General features: G+C 60.8%; 18 protein-coding genes. 12 read left to right on the top strand and 6 right to left on the bottom strand.

From position 1 onward, the window contains the following. Positions 1 to 26: 26 nt before the first annotated feature. The 12 genes from ehuR to BG57_RS11495 all read left to right on the top strand — a co-directional run bounded on the left by ehuR (position 27) and on the right by BG57_RS11495 (position 14,292). Complete coding sequence (gene ehuR, locus BG57_RS11440) at positions 27 to 1,424, top strand: MocR-like ectoine utilization transcription factor EhuR (RefSeq protein WP_035963131.1); 1,398 nt, start codon at positions 27 to 29, stop codon at positions 1,422 to 1,424. A gap of 76 nt (positions 1,425 to 1,500) precedes the next feature. Beyond that, the gene (gene eutB, locus BG57_RS11445; protein ID WP_035963133.1) at positions 1,501 to 2,463 is read left to right on the top strand and encodes a hydroxyectoine utilization dehydratase EutB; all 963 of its coding nucleotides are present in this window, start codon (positions 1,501 to 1,503) and stop codon (positions 2,461 to 2,463) included. Between the two features lie 5 nt (positions 2,464 to 2,468). Next, on the top strand, positions 2,469 to 3,473 hold the full coding sequence (locus BG57_RS11450) for a cyclodeaminase (protein WP_035963136.1): 1,005 nt from the start codon (positions 2,469 to 2,471) through the stop codon (positions 3,471 to 3,473). Positions 3,474 to 3,484: 11 nt separating this feature from the next. Continuing rightward, complete coding sequence (gene doeA, locus BG57_RS11455) at positions 3,485 to 4,702, top strand: ectoine hydrolase DoeA (RefSeq protein ID WP_035963138.1); 1,218 nt, start codon at positions 3,485 to 3,487, stop codon at positions 4,700 to 4,702. Positions 4,703 to 4,706: 4 nt separating this feature from the next. Continuing rightward, the gene (gene doeB, locus BG57_RS11460; protein WP_035963140.1) at positions 4,707 to 5,738 is read left to right on the top strand and encodes a N(2)-acetyl-L-2,4-diaminobutanoate deacetylase DoeB; all 1,032 of its coding nucleotides are present in this window, start codon (positions 4,707 to 4,709) and stop codon (positions 5,736 to 5,738) included. Then, entirely contained in the window at positions 5,735 to 6,214 is a 480-nt protein-coding gene (locus BG57_RS11465; protein WP_035963142.1) for an Lrp/AsnC family transcriptional regulator, read from the top strand. The genes doeB and BG57_RS11465 overlap by 4 nt, the downstream gene beginning before the upstream one ends. Positions 6,215 to 6,342: 128 nt before the next feature. Then, on the top strand, positions 6,343 to 7,821 hold the full coding sequence (locus BG57_RS11470; RefSeq protein ID WP_035963143.1) for an NAD-dependent succinate-semialdehyde dehydrogenase: 1,479 nt from the start codon (positions 6,343 to 6,345) through the stop codon (positions 7,819 to 7,821). 45 nt (positions 7,822 to 7,866) lie between these two features. Continuing rightward, positions 7,867 to 9,285 (top strand): aspartate aminotransferase family protein, encoded by a 1,419-nt coding sequence (locus BG57_RS11475; protein WP_035963145.1) that lies wholly within the window; start codon positions 7,867 to 7,869, stop codon positions 9,283 to 9,285. 575 nt (positions 9,286 to 9,860) lie between these two features. Beyond that, positions 9,861 to 10,583, top strand: coding sequence for a GntR family transcriptional regulator (locus BG57_RS11480; RefSeq protein WP_035963148.1), 723 nt, complete (start codon positions 9,861 to 9,863; stop codon positions 10,581 to 10,583). A 59-nt stretch (positions 10,584 to 10,642) separates the two neighbouring features. After that, positions 10,643 to 11,938 (top strand): MFS transporter, encoded by a 1,296-nt coding sequence (locus BG57_RS11485; RefSeq protein WP_035963149.1) that lies wholly within the window; start codon positions 10,643 to 10,645, stop codon positions 11,936 to 11,938. Positions 11,939 to 11,972: 34 nt separating this feature from the next. After that, a complete protein-coding gene (locus BG57_RS11490; protein WP_035963151.1) occupies positions 11,973 to 12,827 on the top strand; it encodes an amidohydrolase family protein in 855 nt (284 codons plus the stop codon). 79 nt (positions 12,828 to 12,906) lie between these two features. Next, the gene (locus BG57_RS11495) at positions 12,907 to 14,292 is read left to right on the top strand and encodes a GntT/GntP/DsdX family permease (RefSeq protein WP_035963153.1); all 1,386 of its coding nucleotides are present in this window, start codon (positions 12,907 to 12,909) and stop codon (positions 14,290 to 14,292) included. Positions 14,293 to 14,374: 82 nt separating this feature from the next. Here BG57_RS11495 and BG57_RS11500 read toward each other — a convergent pair whose 3' ends face one another. From BG57_RS11500 to BG57_RS11525, 6 genes are all read right to left on the bottom strand, one after another. Further along, on the bottom strand, positions 14,375 to 15,013 hold the full coding sequence (locus BG57_RS11500) for a LysE family translocator (protein ID WP_035963156.1): 639 nt from the start codon (positions 15,011 to 15,013) through the stop codon (positions 14,375 to 14,377). A gap of 329 nt (positions 15,014 to 15,342) precedes the next feature. Beyond that, positions 15,343 to 16,647, bottom strand: coding sequence for an MFS transporter (locus BG57_RS11505; protein ID WP_035963158.1), 1,305 nt, complete (start codon positions 16,645 to 16,647; stop codon positions 15,343 to 15,345). An 84-nt stretch (positions 16,648 to 16,731) separates the two neighbouring features. After that, positions 16,732 to 17,601, bottom strand: a complete 870-nt coding sequence (locus tag BG57_RS11510; RefSeq protein ID WP_174447211.1) for a class II aldolase/adducin family protein — start codon at positions 17,599 to 17,601, stop codon at positions 16,732 to 16,734. 112 nt (positions 17,602 to 17,713) lie between these two features. Then, positions 17,714 to 18,622, bottom strand: coding sequence for a LysR family transcriptional regulator (locus BG57_RS11515; RefSeq protein WP_035963160.1), 909 nt, complete (start codon positions 18,620 to 18,622; stop codon positions 17,714 to 17,716). A gap of 380 nt (positions 18,623 to 19,002) precedes the next feature. Next, the gene (locus BG57_RS11520) at positions 19,003 to 19,686 is read right to left on the bottom strand and encodes a GntR family transcriptional regulator (RefSeq protein ID WP_035963161.1); all 684 of its coding nucleotides are present in this window, start codon (positions 19,684 to 19,686) and stop codon (positions 19,003 to 19,005) included. Between the two features lie 544 nt (positions 19,687 to 20,230). Continuing rightward, positions 20,231 to 21,175 carry a dihydrodipicolinate synthase family protein gene (locus tag BG57_RS11525; RefSeq protein ID WP_035963163.1) on the bottom strand — a complete coding sequence of 315 codons (945 nt, stop codon included), beginning with the start codon at positions 21,173 to 21,175 and terminating at the stop codon, positions 20,231 to 20,233. Positions 21,176 to 21,420: the final 245 nt, after the last annotated feature.

Below are 21,420 nucleotides of genomic sequence, written 5' to 3' on the forward strand. Positions count from 1 at the left end.
AACATGAGCATCAGGAGAGCGACAAGGTGAACGAACGATGGCGCGACGCGGTGCGCACGGGGCAGGGCGTGCAATCGAAATACAAGCGGCTCGTCAAGGCGATGGCTGCGGACATCGAGAGCGGCGCGCTTGCATCGGGCGCGCGCCTGCCGCCGCAGCGCGACGTGGCGGCGGACCTGCAAATCAGCGTGCAGACGGTCACCAATGCCTATAAGGAACTGGAGAGGCAGGGCCTCATCCGGTGCGAAGTCGGACGCGGCAGCTTCGTCACGGCACGCGTGACGGAGACGATGTCCAATTACATGCTCGATACGGCGGAGCGCTCCGTCGTGGATTTTTCGATCGCGCGCATCGTTCATACGCCGGAGCACGATGCGATGTGGCGTAAGGTCTGCGCGACGTTGTCGACCATCGAGGATCAACCCTGGATTCGCGCGTTCAGGCCCATCGCCGGCTTCGAGAACCACCGTCAGGCGGGCGTCGAATGGCTCGCGACGCTCAACATGCCCGCAAGCGCCGACACCTTGCTCGTGACCAACGGCGCCGCGCACGGCATTTTTCTGGCGCTGGCATCGACTGTCGGTCCGGGCGATACGGTGTTATGCGAAAGCCTCACCGATCACGGCGTGATTGGTTCGGCTAACGTGCTCGGCTTCACGCTCAAGGGTCTGGAAATCGATGAATACGGCATACGTCCCGAACATTTCGAGGAAGTCTGCGACAGCGAGCGCGTCAGCGCACTCGTTTGCACGCCGACGCTGAACAATCCTACCGTCGCCCTGATGCCCGACTCGCGCCGCCGCGCCATCGCGCGAATCGCCGAGCGATATGGCGTGTATGTCATCGAGGACGATGTGTATGGAGCATTGCCCGCGAAAACGCAAACGCCGATCTCCAGCCATATTCCCGACCTCGCGTTCTATTGCACGAGCATGACCAAGTCGGTGCTGAGCGGCCTGCGCACGGGCTTCATGACCGTGCCGCGCCGTCTCGCCTTGCGCGCGGAAAGCGTGCTGCGCGTGAGCTGCTGGATGGCGACATCGCCGATGGCGGAAGTCACCGCGCGCTGGATCATGGATGGCACGGCGCAACGTCTCGTGCAGATCCAGCGCGAACGTCTTGCGGCGCGGCAGGCCGTCGTGCGCGAGTTGCTCGGCGAATACGTGCTCGGCAGTCATCCGAATGCGTTGTCCGCATGGCTGCGGGTGCCAGAAGAATGGGAAGCAGAGCGCATGACGCGTGAGCTGCGCAATCGGAACATCGCGGTCACATCGCCCGATCCCTTTCTCGTGCGCGGCGCTGAGCGGCCCAACGCAGTGCGATTGTGCGTCGGCGCGGAGGTCGGCGAGCGCACGTTCCGCAGGGCCGTGGAAACGATGCGCGAGGTGTTCGGACAATATCCGCACGTGCACGACTTCAATTGAACTAGGACATTCAAAATCGATTTTTTAGGACATTAGACTGAGTTGCATTGATCAACGAATAGCAACTCAGTCCCACATGTCCAGACTCTCGCTTGCCGATGTCTATCGCGCTCGCCAGCGCATTGCGGGCCGCGCGCTCGTCACGCCGCTCCTGCAATCGGTGGCGCTCAGCAAGGTGGCGGGCGTTGCGGTCTATCTCAAGCTCGAGACCGTTCAACCGACCGGCAGCTTCAAATTGCGAGGCGCGACCAATGCGCTGGCGCAACTGGCCGATGAAGGCTGCAAACGCGTCGTGACGGCGTCGACCGGCAATCATGGCCGTGCAGTCGCTTATGCGGCGCGCGCCCTCGGTATCGAAGCGGCCGTGTGCATGTCCTCGCTCGTGCCAAGGAACAAGGTCGATGCCGTAGCCGCGCTGGGTGCGCGCGTCGTCATCGTGGGCAAGAGTCAGGACGATGCGCAGGTGGAGGCGCAACGTCTCGTACGCGAAGAAGGCTATGCATTCGTGCCGCCGTTCGATGACCCGCGCGTGATTGCAGGCCAGGCCACTATCGGCATCGAGATCCTCGAAGCGCTGCCCGATGTCGCGACCATCGTCGTGCCTTTATCGGGCGGCGGCTTGTTCAGCGGCGTTGCATTCGCGGCCAAAAGCATTGCGCGCGCCACCGAAATGGTCGGCGTATCGATGGAACGCGGCGCGGCCATGCATGCCAGTCTCGAAGCAGGTAGAGCCGTCCATGTCGATGAACTCGAAACCCTTGCCGATTCGCTTGGCGGCGGTATCGGCCTCGATAACCGGCATACCTTCGACATGACGCGCGAACTGATCGACCGCGTCGTGTTGCTCGACGAGGTATCGATTGCACGCGGCATCACCCATGCGTATCGCGAGGAGCGGCTCGTCGTGGAAGGCGCGGCGGCGGTCGGCATGGCCGCGGTGCTCGATGGCGCGGTTCGTTCGCAAGGACCGATCGTGATCGTCGTCAGCGGCTGCAACATTGATATCGACACCCATCGCCGTTTGATCGGAGACGCGTGAATTCCATGGCCGCCATTGATCAATCCACTGTGCTGCTCTCGCAAGCGCAACTACGCGAACTGGTGCCGCTCGATCACGACGCGATCGAGCAAGTCGAGGCCGCGTTCCGCTCGCTGGCGACCGAAGCCGTTGCCATGCCCCCGGTCCTGCGTCTCGACATCCCGGAACACGCAGGCGAAGTCGACGTAAAAACCGCTTATTTGCCGCGCTTTTCGAGTTTCGCAATCAAGGTGAGTCCGGGTTTTTTTCAAAATCCTTCGCTGGGCCTTCCGAGTCTGAACGGTTTGATGCTCGTGCTGTCCGCGCATACGGGACTGACCGAAGCGGTGTTGCTAGACAACGGTTATCTCACGGCGGTACGCACCGCGGCGGCGGGCGCAGTGGCCGCACGATGGCTCGCACGTCGCGATGCGAAGCGCGTCGCGATCATCGGCGCGGGCGAGCAGGCGCGCTTGCAACTCGATGCCTTGCGCCTCGTGCGAGACATCGAGCATGTGACGGTATGGGCGCGCGAACGCGAGCGTGCGCTGCAATACGCACGCGAATGCACGGGGCTGCCGTGCGAAGTGGCCGACAGTGTAGGCGATGCGCTCCGGTACGCCGATATCGTCATTACGACCACGCCGAGCCGCGAGCCGTTGATTCATGCACGCGATCTGCGTCCCGGTTTGTACATCACGGCGATGGGCTCGGATGCCGAGCACAAGAACGAGATCGCGCCCGATGTCTTCACAAAAGCGCTCTATGTTTGCGATCGCCTTCAGCAAACGCGCGTGCTTGGCGAACTGCATCACGCCATCGAGGCTGGCGTGGTCGACGCGGATGCGTCGTTTGCGGAGCTTGGACAGGTCATTGCTAACCAAGCGCCGGGCCGCACGAGCGACGGACAAATCACGCTGTGCGATCTCACCGGCACAGGGGCACAGGACACCGCCATTGCGACACTTGCGCTGCAGCGTGCGCGTGCCGCACGGGCAGGAACCATTTTCCACAACGACGTGACGCTCTGAGAGAGAGGACGATGTCCGAGATCAAGCAACAACGGGAAGGCGAGACGCCGATGGTGCGCTTGCCGTTCGAGCGCGGCGAATACGATGCGCGCATCGCGAAGACGCGGCGCGCGATGGAGAAGGCGGGCATCGATCTGCTGATCGTGACCGATCCGACCAACATGGCGTGGCTCACCGGTTACGACGGCTGGTCTTTTTACGTGCATCAGTGCGTGCTGCTCGCGATGGACGGCGAACCGCTCTGGTACGGACGCGGGCAGGATGCGAACGGTGCGAAACGCACGGTGTTCATGGGGCATGACAATATCATCGGTTATCCTGATCACTACGTGCAGTCGACGGTGCGTCATCCGATGGACTATCTGTCGAGCGAAGTCATCGCCGCGCGTGGCTGGAACGCGCTGCGCATCGGCGTGGAAATGGACAACTATTATTTCAGCGCGAAGGCGTATGCGTCGCTTGTGCAGCATCTTCCCGAAGCGAGCTTCGTCGATGCCACCGCGCTCGTGAACTGGCAGCGAGCAGTGAAGTCGCCGCGCGAGATCGAATACATGCGCATTGCGGCGCGGATTGTCGAAAAGATGCATGCGCGCATTCTCGACAAGGTCGAGCCGGGCATGAGAAAAAGCGATCTTGTCGCGCATATCTATGAGGCAGGCATCACCGGTATCGAAGGATACGGCGGCGACTATCCGGCTATCGTGCCCTTGCTGCCGACCGGTTCCGATGCAGCAGCGCCGCATCTCACCTGGGACGACTCCAGATTCACGGCGAATGCGGGCACTTTCTTCGAGATCGCGGGATGCTTCAAGCGCTATCACTGTCCCCAGTCGCGAACAGTCTATCTCGGCAAGCCGCCGCAGCATTTCATCAATGGGGAAAGAGCCGTCGTTGAGGGCATCGAAGCGGGCCTTGCTGCAGCGAAACCCGGCAACAGGACAGAAGATATTGCCAATGCATTTTTCGCGGTGCTGCGTAAGTCGGGCATCGAAAAAGACAGCCGCTGCGGTTATCCGATCGGCGCGAGTTATCCGCCGGATTGGGGCGAGCGCACGATGAGCCTGCGTCCAGGGGACAAGACCGTCCTCGAACCCGGTATGACGTTTCACTTCATGCCGGGCCTCTGGCTCGACGACTGGGGTCTCGAAATCACGGAGAGCATCCTGATCACGGACACAGGCGTGGAGACGTTCTGCAATACGCCTCGCCAACTGTTCGTGAAGGAGTAGCTCGATGCGCGCGTCACCGATCAGCCCGACCGTCGACTTCGACGCGAACGGCGTTCAGCACGGCTTTCTGAAATTGCCGTATTCGCGCGACGATTCCGCGTGGGGCGCGGTGATGATTCCGGTCACCGTGATCAAGCGCGGCGAAGGACCGACCGCGCTGCTCACGGGAGGCAATCATGGCGACGAGTATGAAGGGCCCATCGCGCTGGCCAAGCTGGCATCGACGTTGAAGGAAGAGGAGGTGAGCGGCAGGGTGATCATCGTGCCGTACATGAACTATCCCGCGTTTCGTGCAGGCACGCGCACATCACCGATCGACGCGGGCAATCTGAATCGCAGCTTTCCCGGCAAGCCCGATGGCACCGTGACGCAGAAGATTGCCGATTACTTTCAGCGTCACCTGCTGCCGCTCGCCGATTATGTGCTCGACATCCACGCGGGGGGCCGCACGCTGGACTTTCTGCCGTTTGCCGCGGTTCACGTGTTGAATGACTCGTCACAGCAGGCGCGTTGCGAAGCCGCGATGCGCGCATTCGGCGCGCCGTACTCGATGCGCATGCTCGAACTCGACAGCATCGGTCTCTATGACAGCGCCGCCGAAGATGCGGGCAAGGTCTTCGTCTCGACTGAACTGGGCGGCGGCGGTTCGTCGACGGCGCGCAGCATTGCCATTGCAGAACGCGGCGTCTACGGGTTCCTCGCGCATGCGGGCATCGTCGACAAGCAGACGGCTCGCAGTGGCGAAGCGCGCACGAGCACGCTACTCGATATGCCCGATGGCTCGTGCTATACGACAAGCGAACACACGGGCCTGCTCGAGATGTGCTGCAATCTGGGCGACATGGTGCAAGCGGGCGAAGTGCTGGCGCGCATCCATGACATCACGCGCTCGGGCGCGGCGCCCGTCGAATACACGGCGAAGCGCGCCGGATTGCTTGCGGCGCGTCACTTCCCCGGTCTCGTGCAAATGGGCGATACGGTCGCGGTCGTCGCCGATATCCTCGAGTGCAATATTCCGGTCTCCGTGGCGCAATGAAGCTCGACCGATACGATCTCGCCATCCTGCGCATCCTCGCGCGCGATGGCCGCATTACGAAGTCGCGTCTGGCCGAAGAGGTCAACCTCTCCGTCTCGCCCGCGTGGGAGCGCGTGAAAAAGCTCGAAGAGAGCGGCCTTGTCGAAGGCTATCGGGCGGAGATCGACTGGACGACTGCGTTCAAGGGCAGCCGCATCGTCGTCGAAGTGACGCTGTCGCGTCATACGGCGCAAGACATGCGTCGCTTCGAAGAACGGGTCAACGCGGCGTCCGAAGTCGTGCAGTGCTATGCGACGGGAGGCGGTGTCGATTACGTGCTGCATGTCGTGTCCCGGGACATCGATCACTATCAGCGTTTCATCGATTCCTTGCTGGTCGAGGAACTCGGCATCGAACGTTACTTCACTTATATCGTCACGAAGGTGGTGAAGAAAGTCGCCGAGGGTCCGCCGTATTGGGCTGAAGAAGCGCTCTGAAATATCGGCAAGCCAATCGCGATAAAACAGAAAAAACCTCAACGGAACAGGCGCGAAACGAAAAACAATCAGTGCGCCCGACGCCTAAAGTGGATGCATCGAACGCATCTTCCAGACGGAGACCTCACATGTTGCTCGGACATCCCGTACTCTTCAAATCACACTGCTATATCGATGGCCGTTGGGTTCATAGCGACAGCGCCGCATCCATCGCGGTCACGAATCCGGCGGATCAGAAAGTGATCGGTCATGTCCCGATGCTCGACCGGCCGCAGATCGTCAGTGCCGTCGATGCCGCGGATCGCGCATTCCAATCCTGGCGCTGGGTGCCGCAACACAAGCGCAGCGCACTGCTATTGCGCTGGCATGAACTCATCATGCGGCATCAGGCGGATCTCGCCGACATTCTGTCGCTGGAACAAGGCAAGCCGCTTGCCGAATCGAAAGGCGAGATCGCCTATGCAGGGAGCTTCGTCGAATGGTTCGCAAACGAAGCGAAGCGGCTCTCGGGCCGCACCATTCCGACGCATATCGATCGTGCGCATCTCGGCACCGTCATGGAGCCGGTCGGCGTGGCCGCGCTCATTACGCCCTGGAACTTCCCCGTCGCGATGATCACGCGCAAAGCCGCCGCGGCGATCGCGGCGGGCTGCACAGTCGTTGTCAAGCCCGCGCACGAGACGCCGTTCTCCGCCATCGCGCTGGCGCAACTTGCGGAAGAAGCAGGATTCCCCGCGGGCGTGTTCAACGTCGTCATCGGCGAGCCTCAAATGGCGATGGAAACGCTCGTTAGCGACATGCGCGTGCGTGCCGTCAGCTTCACCGGTTCCACGCGCGTGGGTGGCCTCGTTGCGCGGACTGCGGCCCAGGCAGGCATCAAGAAACTCGCGCTCGAGTTGGGCGGCAATGCGCCGTTCATCGTGACGGAAGACGCTGATGTGGAAGAGGCCGTACGCATTGCGGTTGGCGCGAAGTTTCAAACGTCGGGACAGGATTGCTGCGCGGCCAATCGCATTTTCGTTGCACGTCCGGCCTATGAGCGCTTCGTTGAACGCTACGGCGAAGCGGTGAAGGCATTGAAGGTCGGCAGCGCATTCGAAGCGAATGTCGATGTAGGGCCGCTCATGCATCAGGCCGCTTTCGATGCGACTGTTGCACGTATCGACGATGCGAGATCGCGCGGCGCGCGCATCGTCGCTGGCGGAAAGCCGCACGAGCGCGGCGGATGGTTCTATGAGCCGACCGTCGTCGCCGACGCGGAGCCGGGCATGCGTATTTACGACGAAGAAAATTTCGCGCCGATTTCGGCTGTTTGTGCGTTCGACACGCTCGATGAAGTCGTGACCCGCGCGAACGACACCGAGCATGGCCTCGCTGCGTACGTCTGCGCGACGCGCATCGACACGATCTTCCAGTTGGTGCGCCGGCTCGACTTCGCGATGATCTCGGTCAACGGCGTCAAGTTCACCGGCGCGCCGATTCCCTTCGGCGGCATGAAAGCGTCAGGACTTGGACGCGAGGGAGGCGCAGAAGGCTTCGAGCCGTTCGTCGAAACCAAATACTTCTGCCTCGGCAACCTGGGACTGCCGCTTACGAGCGCAGCCTGAAGAGACTCTTATCAAAGACTCGTATCGAGATTCAAGGAGAAGCACATGAGCCAACAACACCAATCACTCGATCAACTGTTTGCGGACGACCGCGCGCATTTCATGCACCCGTCGACGCACGCGCACGATCACGCAAGCGGCGCGCTGCAAGGCAAGATCATTACCGGCGCGAAGGGCATTCGCATTGAAGACCATCAGGGAAAGAGTTACATCGATGCATTCGCGGGCCTGTATTGCGTGAACATCGGTTATGGCCGTACCGAGGTGGCGGAAGCCATCTATGAGCAGGCGAAGAAGCTCGCTTATTACCACACGTACGTGGGCCATTCGACGGAGGCCATCATCGAACTGTCGGCGCGCATCATCGACTGGTCGTCGGAAGGCATGAAGAAGGTGTACTACGGCATGTCGGGATCGGATGCCAATGAAACGCAGATCAAGATCGTCTGGTATTACAACAACGTACTCGGCCGTCCCAACAAGAAGAAGATCATTTCGCGCGAGCGCGGCTATCACGGCTCGGGCATCGTGACCGGTAGTTTGACGGGCCTGCCGAGCTTTCACCAGCATTTCGATTTGCCGGTCGATCGCGTGAAGCACACCGTTTGTCCGCATTGGTATCGCAAAGCGCCGGCCGGCATGAGCGAGGCGCAATTCACGGCGCATTGCGTGGACGAGCTGGAAAAACTGATCGCGAAGGAAGGCGCGGATACGATCGCTGCGTTCATCGCGGAACCGGTGATGGGCACGGGCGGCATCATCACGCCGCCGCAAGGCTACTGGGATGCGATTCAACAAGTGCTGCGCAAGCACGACATTCTGTTGATCTCCGATGAAGTCGTGTGCGGCTTTGGCCGTCTCGGCTCGAAGATGGGCGCACAGCACTTCGGCATCAAGCCGGACCTCATCACGGTGGCGAAAGGGCTGACGAGCGCGTATGCGCCGCTGTCAGGTGTGATCGTCGGCGAGAAAGTGTGGGACGTCATCGACAAGGGCTCGCAAGAGTTCGGTCCGATGGGTCATGGCTGGACGTATTCGGGCCATCCGATTTGCGCTGCCGCGGCGCTTGCGAACCTCGATATCCTCGAGCGCGAGAATCTCGCGCAGAATGCCGCGGATGTCGGCGCTTATCTCCAGCAGCAATTGCATGCAGCGTTCGATTCGCATCCGCTCGTCGGCGAAGTGCGTGGCGCGGGCATGCTGGCGGCGCTTGAATTCATGGCGGACAAGCAAGGCCGTAAGCCGTTCGATGCAGCGTTGAAGGTCGGTCCGAAGGTATCCGCTGCGGCGCTCGAGCGCGGTGTGATCGCACGCGCGATGCCGCACGGCGATATCCTTGGCTTCGCGCCGCCGCTGGTCACGACGCGCGCTGAAGTCGATGAGATCGTCGGCGTCGTCAAGGAGGCTGTCGATGTGGTCGCTAACGAAGTCATTGGCTCTGCTTTGAAAACGCCTGCGCTTTGAGAAGATGTGGATTTGCTGATGTTGGATGAGTAGTGTCGAACGGCCGGGCGGACATTGCCGCCGCCCTGGCTGTGCGCTTGCGCCGGCTCGTGCGCTGCGGTGAACGTGGGGCCGCCTCCGTTCGCAATGGCAAGGCATCGCAGAAACAGAGCCTTTAGTCAGCGCACACAGCGCCTCGCTGCCAAGCACCGACTCTTGCTAAGAACAAAAGCAAGCCCTCGTTCTCTGCCAATAGTAATTGATTCGCCAGCAACGCAATCAATCATGTGCGCAAGGACCGGCGCGCTCTCTAGCTGAGCGTTCGCGAGCTCAGTCATTGAGCGATGCGCCGACTCTTTATCACCGCGTGCTGCGCAGGTGAAAACGGATAGGCCACGCACACCACGCGTCATCGCGCCAAGCCACGAAACCGCGCCAGTTCGCTCACTCCAGTAATTGGCTATCCGGACGCCACGTCCGTTCAAGCCCCTTTCTCCCGTAAGGCCCTCCAGACAAACCCCCCAGCAGGGTTATCCCCGATCCGTCTCCACGCGCAAACATGCAATCATATATATGAATTGCTTGGGAGGCGACAGATGCAGACGGATAGCCGATTACCCCGTTATCAGCGCTTGCGCGACGAAATGGTGGCTCTTATCGCGGCCCGCAAATGGCGTCCGGGAGAGGCGATTCCTACCGAACAAGCGCTCGCTCAAAGCTATGGCCTTGCGGTGGGAACCGTTAGAAAGGCCGTCGATCTGCTCGTCGCGGAGGGGTTGCTCGAGCGCTTTCAGGGCAGAGGGACGTTCGTGCGCCGCGCGAACTTCGACGGCTCTCTGTTTCGCTTCTTCCGCTTCCAGACCCGGGAAGGCGAACGCCGCATTCCGGAGAGCCGCATCCTGCGTCGCGAGGTCGTCGATGCACCGTCGGCGGTGGCCGCGACGTTGCAGATAGCGAGCACTGCGCGCGTAATCCGGATGTCGCGTCTGCGGCTGATCGACGGCGAGCCCATGCTCGCCGAAGAAATCTGGTTGCCGTACAAGCGTTTTGCGGCGTTCGCGCAGATGGACCTGAGCGAAGTCGGCGATCTCCTGTACCCCGTGTACGAGGCGCAATGCAACCAGATCGTGGCGTCCGCGACGGAAACCCTGACCGTGGAAGCCATCGGCGCGCTGCACGCGAGGCTTCTGCGGATCGAACCCGGTACGCCGGCCGTCGTCATCGAGCGTCTCGCGTATGGCTACGATCGACAGCCGCTCGAATGGCGCCGCTCACGCGGTCCGGCCAGCGCTTTCATCTACCAGGCTGAGATCCGCTAGCAATCGCGGGCGATCGGAAACACGTTGTTCTCGACGAAGAACGGCGACGAGGAGACGGCATGTTCAAGTGGTTCAGTGAGATTTCAGGCAACGAACGCCGGACGTTCTGGGCGTGTTTCGGCGGATGGGCGCTCGACTCGCTGGACGTGCAGATGTTCAGCCTCGTGATTCCGGCGATCATCGCCGAGTGGTCGATCAGCCGCACGCAGGCGGGACTCGTGAGCGGCGTCACGCTGGTCGCGTCTGCGCTGGGCGGATGGATCGCGGGCATGCTGTCGGACCGGTTCGGGCGCGTCAAGACGCTGCAATGGACGGTGGCGTTCTTCTCCGTGTTCACGTTCCTGTGCGCGTTCGCGCAAAACTATCCGCAGTTTCTCGTGCTGAAAACGCTACAGGGCTTCGGCTTCGGCGGGGAATGGGCGGCAGGCGCGGTGCTGATGGCCGAAACCATCCGCAACGAGCATCGCGGCAAGGCGATGGGCAGCGTGCAGAGCGCATGGGCCGTCGGCTGGGGCGCAGCGGTGCTGCTCTATGCGCTCATGTTCTCGTTGCTGCCCGCACACACCGCATGGCGTGTGATGTTCGCGATCGGCATCGTTCCCGCGCTCCTGATCCTGTACGTTCGACGTGGCGTGCAGGAGCCGGCCGCGCCGGCGCAATCGGCGCGCGACGCGCGCGCGGATGGCGACGAGCGCACACGCGACATGGTCTTCGGCATCTTCTCGCCAGCCATGCTGCGCATGACGTTGATCGGTGCGCTGCTCGGCGTCGGCGCGCATGGCGGTTACTACGCGCTGATGACCTGGCTGCCGACGTTTCTGAAGACCGAGCGCCATCTGTCCGTGCTCAGCACCGGCGGCTATCTTGCCGTCGTGATCGTCGCGTTCTTTTGCGGGTGCATCGTCAGTGCGCAACTGCTGGATCGCATCGGACGTCGAAAAACCATTCTCAGCTTCGCGATCTGCTGCGTCATCACGGTGGTCGCCTATTTGTTTCTTCCGCTCGGCGATACTGCGATGCTCTTCTTCGGCTTTCCGCTGGGATTCTTTGCAGCCGGCATTCCTGCGAGCATGGGTGCGCTGTTCAACGAACTGTATCCGCGCGGAATGCGTGGCACCGGCGTCGGGTTTTGCTACAACTTCGGCCGCGTCGTATCCGCCGGATTTCCAGTGTTAGTCGGTCATATGTCCGCGAACATGTCTCTTGGAACGGCGATCGGCATCGATGCTGGTCTGGCTTACGCGATCGTCGTGGTGTCCGTGCTGATGCTGCCGGAGACGCGAGGCCGCGTGCTGGGTGACGCTGCTCCCGATAGCGAGGACGCAAGCCTTCTCACTCACGCGCAAAGGCATTGACGGAGCGCGTCGACCCATTGATGGAGAAATATTCATGCTCGTTGAGTCGGGGGCAGACGTGAGCCATGAGGCCGGCATCGCATCGATCGATACGCATGCCCATGTTTTCAGACGCGGCCTTCCGCTCGCTGAGCATCGCCGTTATGCGCCGGATTACGACGCGCCGCTGGACGCGTATCTGGCGCAACTCGATGCGCACGGAATAGGGCGCGGCGTGCTGGTGCAGCCGAGTTTTCTCGGCACTGATTGCGGCTATCTGCTCGATGCGCTGCGTCGCGCGCCTGATAGGTTACGTGGCGTTGCGGTGATCGCACGCGAGTGCGAACTGGTTACGCTGACTGAAATGCGCGAAGCGGGAATCGCGGGAATTCGGCTGAACCTGATCGGTCATGTGGATGAGCCGCTCGAACACTGGTTGAGCGCGCAAACGCTGGCCCATGTTCGAACACTCGGATGGCACGTCGAGATTCATGCGGAAGCAGCACGGCTGGACGGCATCATCGAGCCGCTTCTGAATGCGGAAGTCAATGTCGTCATCGATCACTTCGGCAGGCCCGATCCCCGACTCGGTGCAAGCGATCCAGGTTTTCGCCGTCTTCTTGAGTGGTCTCAAACGCAGCGTGTCTGGGTAAAAGTATCAGGTGCGTATCGGATTGAGTCGGACCGTAGCCAGTTCGGCGATGAGACGCGCAAAGCGTTCGGTATGCTAAAGGAAGCCTTCGGTGTGCATCGCATGATGTGGGGAAGCGACTGGCCGCATACGCAGTTCGAGGCATCCGAACAATTCACCCGATCGCTGGAATTGTTGCGCACGCTCATTCCGGACGAGGAAGAGCGCAACGTCGTCCTCGCGAGCACACCAGCGAGCATCTACATGTTCGACGACTAAGCGCGAACTCAGCGACAGCACTGCAGTAGCGTGGTCCTCGAGCCGCGCGCAATCAAGGCAACTCAACCGAACTCATTCCATGACTAGTCTAGATATCGATCTGTTACTGACCGCGCTCATCAGCGTGTCGGTGCTTGTCGCGCTCATCGTGTCGCGCATCAAGATGCACCCGCTTCTCGCCTTGCTCGTGGTATCCATCGGCGTAGGCTTCGCAACCGGCATGGAGCCCGGAAACATCGTCAAGCATCTGGTCAACGGTGCAGGGAAGACATTGGGAGCGGTGGGAGTCGTCATCGCTCTGGGTGCGATGCTCGGCAAGATTCTGGCTGATGCGGGCATCACGGAGCAGATCGCCGAGGCTATTCTCAGACGCTCCTCCGACCGGATGATTCCCTGGGCCATGACGCTCGTCGCGTTTGTCGTGGGCATTCCGATGTTCTTCGAAGTGGGCCTCGTGGTCATGCTGCCCCTGATTTTCAGCGTAGCGCGAAAACTGGAAGGCCACGCACGATTCAAAGGCTCGGCGTATGTTTATCTGGGGGTTCCTGTTATCTCGGCGCTCGCCGCCATGCATGGCATGGTGCCGCCTCATCCGGGCCCTTTAACCGCGATTGCTACGCTCAAAACTTCGGTCGGCCCCACGATGTTGTATGGTTTTCTGGCGGCCATTCCAGCGATGATTCTAGGCGGCCCGCTCTATGGCGCATTCATTTCGCCGCGGATGAACACCAGACCCGATCAAGCTCTGCTGGACCAGTTCACCGTTGGCCAAGCCATCGACAAGGAGCAGCGCGCCGGCGTTGGTTTGGGCGTGCTGGCGGCTCTGCTTCCAGCCATTCTCATGCTGATTCACGCTGTCGCTGAAATGGTGCTGGCGAAGGGTAGCCCGGCACTCCGTTTGGCCAGCTTTCTCGGCAATCCACTGATTGCGATGCTGCTGGGCGTGCTGTTCGCGATCATGGCCCTGGTCGTTGTCCGAGGCGGTGACACCGAAAAGCTGCGCAGTTCACTTGGCAACAGCCTGAAACCCATTGCGTCGATCATCATGATCATCGCAGGGGGCGGCGCCTTCCAGGAGATGCTCACCAGTGCCAAGGTGGGCGATGCCATCGTCCATCTAACGCATTACTTCGCATTTCCCCCGCTGATCCTGGGCTGGTTGATCGCGATGCTGTTGTCGGTCTCGACGGGGTCTGCCACGGTAGGAATCGTGGGTGCGGCGGGTTTGCTCGCGCCGCTGGCGGGCGCCGATCCCGCCTTGAATCTGCCATTGCTGGCATTGTCGATTGGCTGTGGTTCCCTTTTCTTCAACTACGCGAATCACGCCGGCTTCTGGATGGTCAAAGAATCGTTCGGAATGACCATGGGCGAAGCGACGAAAACCATTTCGGTGGTTCAGTCGATCGTCGCAGTCGTCGGTCTGATTATGGTGCTCATTTTTAACGCTGTAATACCCGTCCACTGATGCAGGCGGGCGTTGGACTATGTCGCTACAAAGTTGCTGCATGTGAGCCGGGCGGCGAGGGCCTCGCGCATGCAACGCGCATTCATACACGCGATGCCAGCAACCGAATGCCAGCTGCGCCGAACACGAGCGCGAGGCATGCATCGAGATAACGTTGAATGCGCGCATAGATGCGGCGGGCTGGCGCCATTGAGAACAGCGCCGCATAGCCGCCGAACACGCTCAACCCAATGCACAGGCAACCCGCGACGACGGTCAACATGTGCGAGGGTCCCTGACCAGCGGATGAGCCGAGCGCGGCGACTGACATCCATACGAGAATCGCTTTCGGATTGGTTAGATGCAGCAGCGCACCGCGTGCATAAAGCCGTCGCGCGTCTGGTTCTGCAGCATTGTCCGACGCTGCGCGCACCGGCGGACGCCACGCCGAGCGGCCCGACTTGAACGCGAGCCACAAGAGATAGACGCCACCGAAAATCTTCACTGCGACGAGAAAGCCCGAGTACGCCGTCAACGCGGCGGAAAGGCCAAGCGCGGCAAGCATCGCCCAGAAGAAGGAGCCAGACATCACGCCGGCCGCGAAGGCTAACGCCGCGCGCCTTCCCGAAGTGCTCGCGATAGACATGATCGCCAGATTGCTCGGACCAGGGCTCGCCGTCCCGACGAAGTAAGCCGACCAGGCGAGCAGAACGTTGGCGTTGAAGAAGGCGTGTGCTGTCACGGTGGTTTGTCTCGGTTTCGATAGCTTTGCTCGAGTATCAAGGAGCAACTAGCTCGCGAACAGGCACGGTTCATCACATTACGCACAGGCCACTTTGCATACGGCTGCGTTCGCAAGTCGTTCTGTTGAGCGTTCTTGCCGCCACAGTACAGGGCAGCATCGAGCATCCCGGTAGCTGAACAGATATCTTCTCTAGCCAAATGCGGCAACGTGACTGAGGTCTGGCGGAAGGCATTCAGCACTATGCGGCCTTCGCCTAAAAAGACGCGATGCCCCCGGGTGTGAGTCGGGGGCATCTCAGTGAGACATGGAAGCGATTGACGTCGGCGTCAGCGATTCACAACCTGTTTCGGCATCGTCAGAACGACGGCCGCTGCAACGATCAACGAGCCGGCCACGCAATACAGCCCCACATCGGTGCTGTGCGTCATGTCCTTGATCCAGCCGACCAGATAAGGACTGACGAAACCTGCGAGATTGCCGACCGAATTGATCAGCGCGATGCCCGCCGCTGCCGCCACGCCGCCGAGGAACGCGGGAGGAATCGCCCAGAACTGACACAGCGCGCCGAGAATGCCGATGGTCGCGACGGTCAGTGACGCCACCGCCAGCGCGACGTTGTGCGGCACCAGCGTACTTGCCACGAGACCCACCGCGCCGACGATCGCCGGCAGCGCGACGTGCCAGCGCCGTTCCTTGCTGCGGTCCGAGCTGCGTCCCAGCAGCACCATCGCGACCGCGGCCGCGCCGTAGGGAATCATCGTCAGGAGGCCGACGTTGAGCGCATCCGACACGCCCGATGCCTTGATGAGCGTCGGCAGCCAGAAGCCGATACCGTACAGCCCCATGATGATGCCGAAGTAGCACAGGCACAGCACCCACACGCGGCGGTTGGTGAACGCGCCGCTCGCGCTATGCACCTCGATGTGCTCCGACTCGTTTGCGAGCCCTTTCTCGAGGAGCGTCTTCTCATCGGCGCTGAGCCACTTCGCGGAGCTGATCTTGTCGTCGAGATACATCAGCACGACGAAGCCGCCGATGATCGAAGGCAACGCCTCCAGCAGGAACAGCCATCGCCAACCAGCCATCCCGCCGACGCCGCCGAAGTTGTTCAGAATCCAGCCCGACAGCGGACCGCCGATGACGCCCGCAATGGGGATGCCCGTCATGAACAACGCCGTGATCTTCGCGCGCCGCGACGACGGATACCAATACGTAAGATAAAGAATGATGCCCGGGAAGAAGCCCGCTTCTGCAACGCCGAGAAAGAAGCGCAGCGCATAGAACGCGGCCGGCGTTTTCACGAAGATCATCATGCCGGACAGCAGGCCCCAGCTCAGCATGATGCGCGCGATCCACTTGCGTGCGCCGAAGCGATGCAAAGCGATGTTGCTCGGCACTTCGAAGATGAAATAGCCGATGAAGAAGATGCCCGCGCCCAGGCCGTAAACGGTCTCGCTGAACTTGAGATCGGCCAGCATTTGCAGCTTTGCGAACCCGACGTTCACGCGATCGAGATAAGCAAAGACATAGCATAAAAACAGAAAGGGGATGAGCCGCCAGGTCACCTTGGCATACGTTCGATCCTCGGCATCGGTATGCGCGACGACATCGCCGTAAGTGGTTTTCAACATGATTGTCTCCGTGAATCGTCACCGGCGTGCTACATGGTCACGCCGGCTTGTGGTCCTGATGGTTGGCGGCCTGCGCGCCGCCGCTCAGTGGAACATGTCGGGGTTCGTCTGCACGAGCTGCTCGTAGATCGGCTGAAAATGCAGCCAGCCGATGTATTCGCTACCGACGTTCTCGCGGCTATAGCGCGAGCTGTGTTCCGGCACCATGACGGGCTTGATGCCGGTCGCCTCGACGAGCAACTGCTGCTGGCAGCATCGCTCCAATGCGATGAACCAGAACGCCGCCGCTTCGATGCTGTGACGGCTCGCGGTCAGGAGGCCGTGATTCTGGTGAATGGCGGCCTTGACGTTTTTGAAGTAATCGGCAACGGACAGGCCCGCCTTCTCTTCGACCGCGACTGCGCCAGCTTCGTCCTTGATGACGACGTGGTCCTCGAAGAACGCGGCGGCGTCCTGCGTGATCGGGTCGAGCGGGCGGCCGAGCGCCGCGAACGCAGTGCCGTAGACGGTATGCGCGTGGCACATCGCGACGATATCCGGATTCGCTTCATGCACCGCGGCGTGCAGCACGAAGCCCGCGCGGTTCAACGCATACTCGCCTTCCACCACCTTGCCCGCGTGATTCGCGAGAATCAGATTCGAAATCTTGACCTGCGAGAAATGCACGGCCATCGGGTTGGTCCAGTACAACTCGGGAAACTCGGGGTCGCGCACCGTCAGATGGCCGGCGAAACCATAGTCGAAGTTATGCATCGCAAACGCGCGGCACGCTGCGACCAGACGCTCCTTGCGATGCTGGCGCTCTTCCGCGAATGAATTGAAATCGGGCAGCTCGGGGAATTTCAGTCCCGGCTGTTTCGGCCGATAGATCGAATTGTTAGACGGATGGGAGATGGTGCGGCGCAGTTCAGTTTGTTTCGCGCCGGTCTGCTGTTCTTCGACGGTAACGGTCATGGTTGTTTCCGGATCGGGGCTGTTGGCATGCCCGCTAAGATAAGGAAACCCGCCTCGACCATCTACGGGCGCCGGACAATAAGAATTATCACGACGCCATATGAATGCGGGATTACACCGCCTGCCAAGGTGGCGTTCTGAAGGCCTCGACGAAATAGTCGATGAAGGCGCGGATGCGCGGCACCACCTGCCGCTCGGGTAGATAGACGATATGAATCGCGGTATCGTCCTTCGCTTCGTATTCGCTCAAAAGCCGCACGAGTTCACCCCGGCGGATGGCCGGTAACGCGAGATGCTCGGCGAGCCGCATGATGCCCACGCCTGCCACGCACAATTGGAATAGCGTGGTGCCGTCCGTGCTGCGGAAACCGCCGCGCACCGCCACGCGTTCGAGCTTGCCGTTGATGATGAACGGCCACTGATTGAGATGCTCGCGTGGCGATTCCCACGTCAAACATGCGTGCTTGGTAAGGCCCTGCGGCGTGACGGGCTGGCCGTGCGCGGCGAGATAGGCGGGCGAGGCGACGACGATGCGTTGCAGGTCGCACAACTTCCGGCTGCGCAGCGATGAATCCTGTAATCGGCCCATGCGCACGGCGATGTCGAAATTGTCTTCGATCAGATTGACGTTGGAATCCGACAAAGAAAAGTGCACGCACACCTTCGGATAAGCCGCGAGAAAGCCGGGCAATTGAGGCACCAGTTGATCCATGCCGAAAGCATGCGGCGCGCTCACTCGCAGATTGCCGGTAGGTTCGCTCGATCGAACTTGCGCTTCCGCTTCTTCGAGGCTCTCGAGAATCTCGCTGCACGATCGAAGGAATCGTTCGCCCTCGTTCGTGAGACGCATCGTGCGTGTCGAACGATGAAGCAACTGCACGCCGAGCCGTCGCTCCAGATTGCTAATGCTTTGACTCACGAAAGGCTGGCTGACGTTGAGGACGTTCGCGGCCGCGGTGAAACCGCCCGTTTCCACGACGGTTTTGAATACTCGCATCTCCAGAAGTCTTTCATCCTTCATGAGGGCTGGTCCATGGTGGTGTGGGTTTTTGTCGTGGATGTTGAGCGTGGTTCTGGTGTGGGCGACTCGGGACGGACATGCAGCTAGGCACTACCTTGACGGACGGTAACACGAGTGTTTGCCGGATCGTTCGTATCGATTTCGGCAATGCGGTGATTGTTTCCGCATTGAAGGCTGGCTGCCAAGACCGGACGTGCGATTAGCACTGCGGTGTCCCTGTCGTCGATTGGGCTACCGTGCGTCAATAAAAGACGTGGATGCACCACATCAGCAGCTAGAACTGCGACGTGGATTACAACACGATCATTGAGAAGCGGCGAGAGCAGTTGAGGGCCGCTCGGCTGCGCACAGAAGAAGCGTGAGCGTCGTGCAGCACGTGCTCAAAGGCGGCGTCGTGACAGGATGAATTGCTCTAGCTCGCTGCAGGCGTGCTCGATGTGCCGCTTCAACAGCGCAGCGGCGCCTCGGAAGTCGCCGGTCTTGCACAGACGCACCAGCTCGCCGTGTTCTTCTTCCGCACGGCGGCAGCTTTCCGCGCTGAGCGAAAGTTGCAAGCGGGTGTAGCGGTCAGTCTGCTGAAGAAGGCTGGTTACGATAGCGAGGGTGCGAGGCTGTTCCGCTCGGGACATCAGCAAGTCGTGCAGCCGCGTATTGAGTTCACCCCATCGCGATAGGTGCTGTGCATGCAATTCTTGTTTGTATTCGGCCAGAATGGCATCGAGTTCAGCGAAGTCAGCTTGGGTGAGCTTGGGCGCTGACTTCTTCAGAAGGAGGGGTTCGAGCAGTCCGCGGAGCATGAAGAGTTCGCTGATTTCAGCGACAGAAAGCTCAGAGACGACGGCGCCCTTATGAGGAACGATGCGGACCAGCCCTTCGCCTTCCAGTTGGACGAGTGCTTCCCGCACTGGAATCCGGCTGACGCCGAATTCTGCAGCAAGCGCGTCTTGGCGAAGTTGATAGCCCTCCGGCAACTCACCCGAGATGATCTTTCGGCGAAGCGCGTCGGCTGCCTGTTCTGCGACGGTAATGGCTTGAAGCCGGGAGCTGGGCGCTGAGATACTCATGGCAAGAAACTTCCGGCGTCGGGTGGACGTGTGATCGTATAAAGTATATCACTGAGAACTACTATATCGAGTGAGTTTGCTCGACGGTATCGTCAGGAGTTCGGCTCGGCTTGCAGATCATTTGCCATAAGGGCGTAGTCTCAACTTTGAGCCGCAGCGTTCATCGCGGGGGGCGCGACAAAAGAGGGCTGTCTCGCCGGTGTCAAACTGATCGTTATGCGGATCTGGGCCCACGATGAACATGAGCGTTCCGGCCAAACGGATGCTCTGACACGACGAGGCATTCATTTGTCAGGCGTGCCGGATTGCACTCTTGTCAGCAGACGCAGCCGATGGGCGGACCACTGACCAAGTCGGGTTCGCGTCTAGTTAGACCACACATAGCCAGTCCGCCTCGGTGCTGACACCGCTGCGAGAATGCGAAGTTCGGCTCGCTTGCGGCGGACATCGCGCCACGCTTCGACATCGCGAACTCGGTGGCGACACGATACTGAGTGGCCGACCCCAAGGCGGCCCACTTGGGCAGCTCGCAAGCGGCCATCACTTAAGCCTGATTCTCTTTCGACCAGGCCGCGTACCATGTGCGGAACAGCTTGTACTGTTCTTCCGCGTAACGGCGCTGCGAGTCGCTCAACACGTCGGTCTCGTTGAAATGCAGCGTGTACTCCTTGTCGCCGTTAAGCACCATCAGGTATTTGTAGTACAGGACGAGGTCGGTGCCTTCGTCGAACGACGAAAGTACGCCGAGAGCCGATTCCAGTTCCTTTGCCTGCCGACGAGCGGTCACGTCGCCCTTGCGCGCCTTGTTGCAGAGCGCCACGAGATGAAGGACTTCCTTCGGCAGCGCATTGCCGATGCCGGTGATCGCGCCCGTCGCACCGCAATTGACAAAGCCGTGGAACACATGGGTGTCCACGCCCGCCATCAGCGTGACGTTTTCATCCTGCGACGTGATGTGCTCAGCCGCATAGCGCATATCTGCAGCGCCGCCGAATTCCTTGAATCCGACGAGGTTCGGGTACTGGCGACGCAGTTCGAAGAACAGGTCAGCGCGGGTCGCGAAGCCGTAATACGGACTGTTGTAGATAACGGCGGGTAGCTTGGGAGCGGCTTCGAGAATAGCTGCGAAATGGGCCTTTTGGGCAGCGGGCGAGGAGCCGCGCGACAGCACACGGGGGATCACCATCAAGCCCTGGGCGCCTACCTTGGCAGCATGCGCGGCATGTGACACGGCTTCCTTCGAATTGACAGCACCCGTGCCGACGATGGTCGGGATGCCAGCCGCAACCAGGCGAGCCACACCTTCCTGACGCTGAGCTTCGGACAGCAGAGGCCAGTCTCCCATCGAGCCGCAGTAGACCACCGCGCTCATGCCCGCCTCGACCAACTCCTTACCTTTGCGCACGAGTGCGTCGAAGTCAGGGGTGCGGTCGGTCGTGCATGGCGTCATGAGGGCCGGGATGGTACCGGTGAAGATGTTGTCGCTCATTACGATTCCTTCAAGAAGGTTGTCGGATAGTCGGAAAATGCCTGCACGCTGGCCGCAGAGGCGCTTGAGGACGGCACAGACCTTCTGATCGACCGCCTCGGCGAAATACTAGCCGTAATGAATATTTTATACAATCCACATCGAATAAGCGTTTTCTCCGCATTGGTCAGACGCTTAGAGTGCCACCCTCAACGTGCTTCGCCGCCGGGCCGCGCTCCGCCACTTCGTGAACGCGGGTGCATTGA

Origin of the sequence: Caballeronia grimmiae (assembly GCF_000698555.1) — a bacterium.
GTDB classification, from domain to species: Bacteria; Pseudomonadota; Gammaproteobacteria; order Burkholderiales; family Burkholderiaceae; genus Caballeronia; species Caballeronia grimmiae.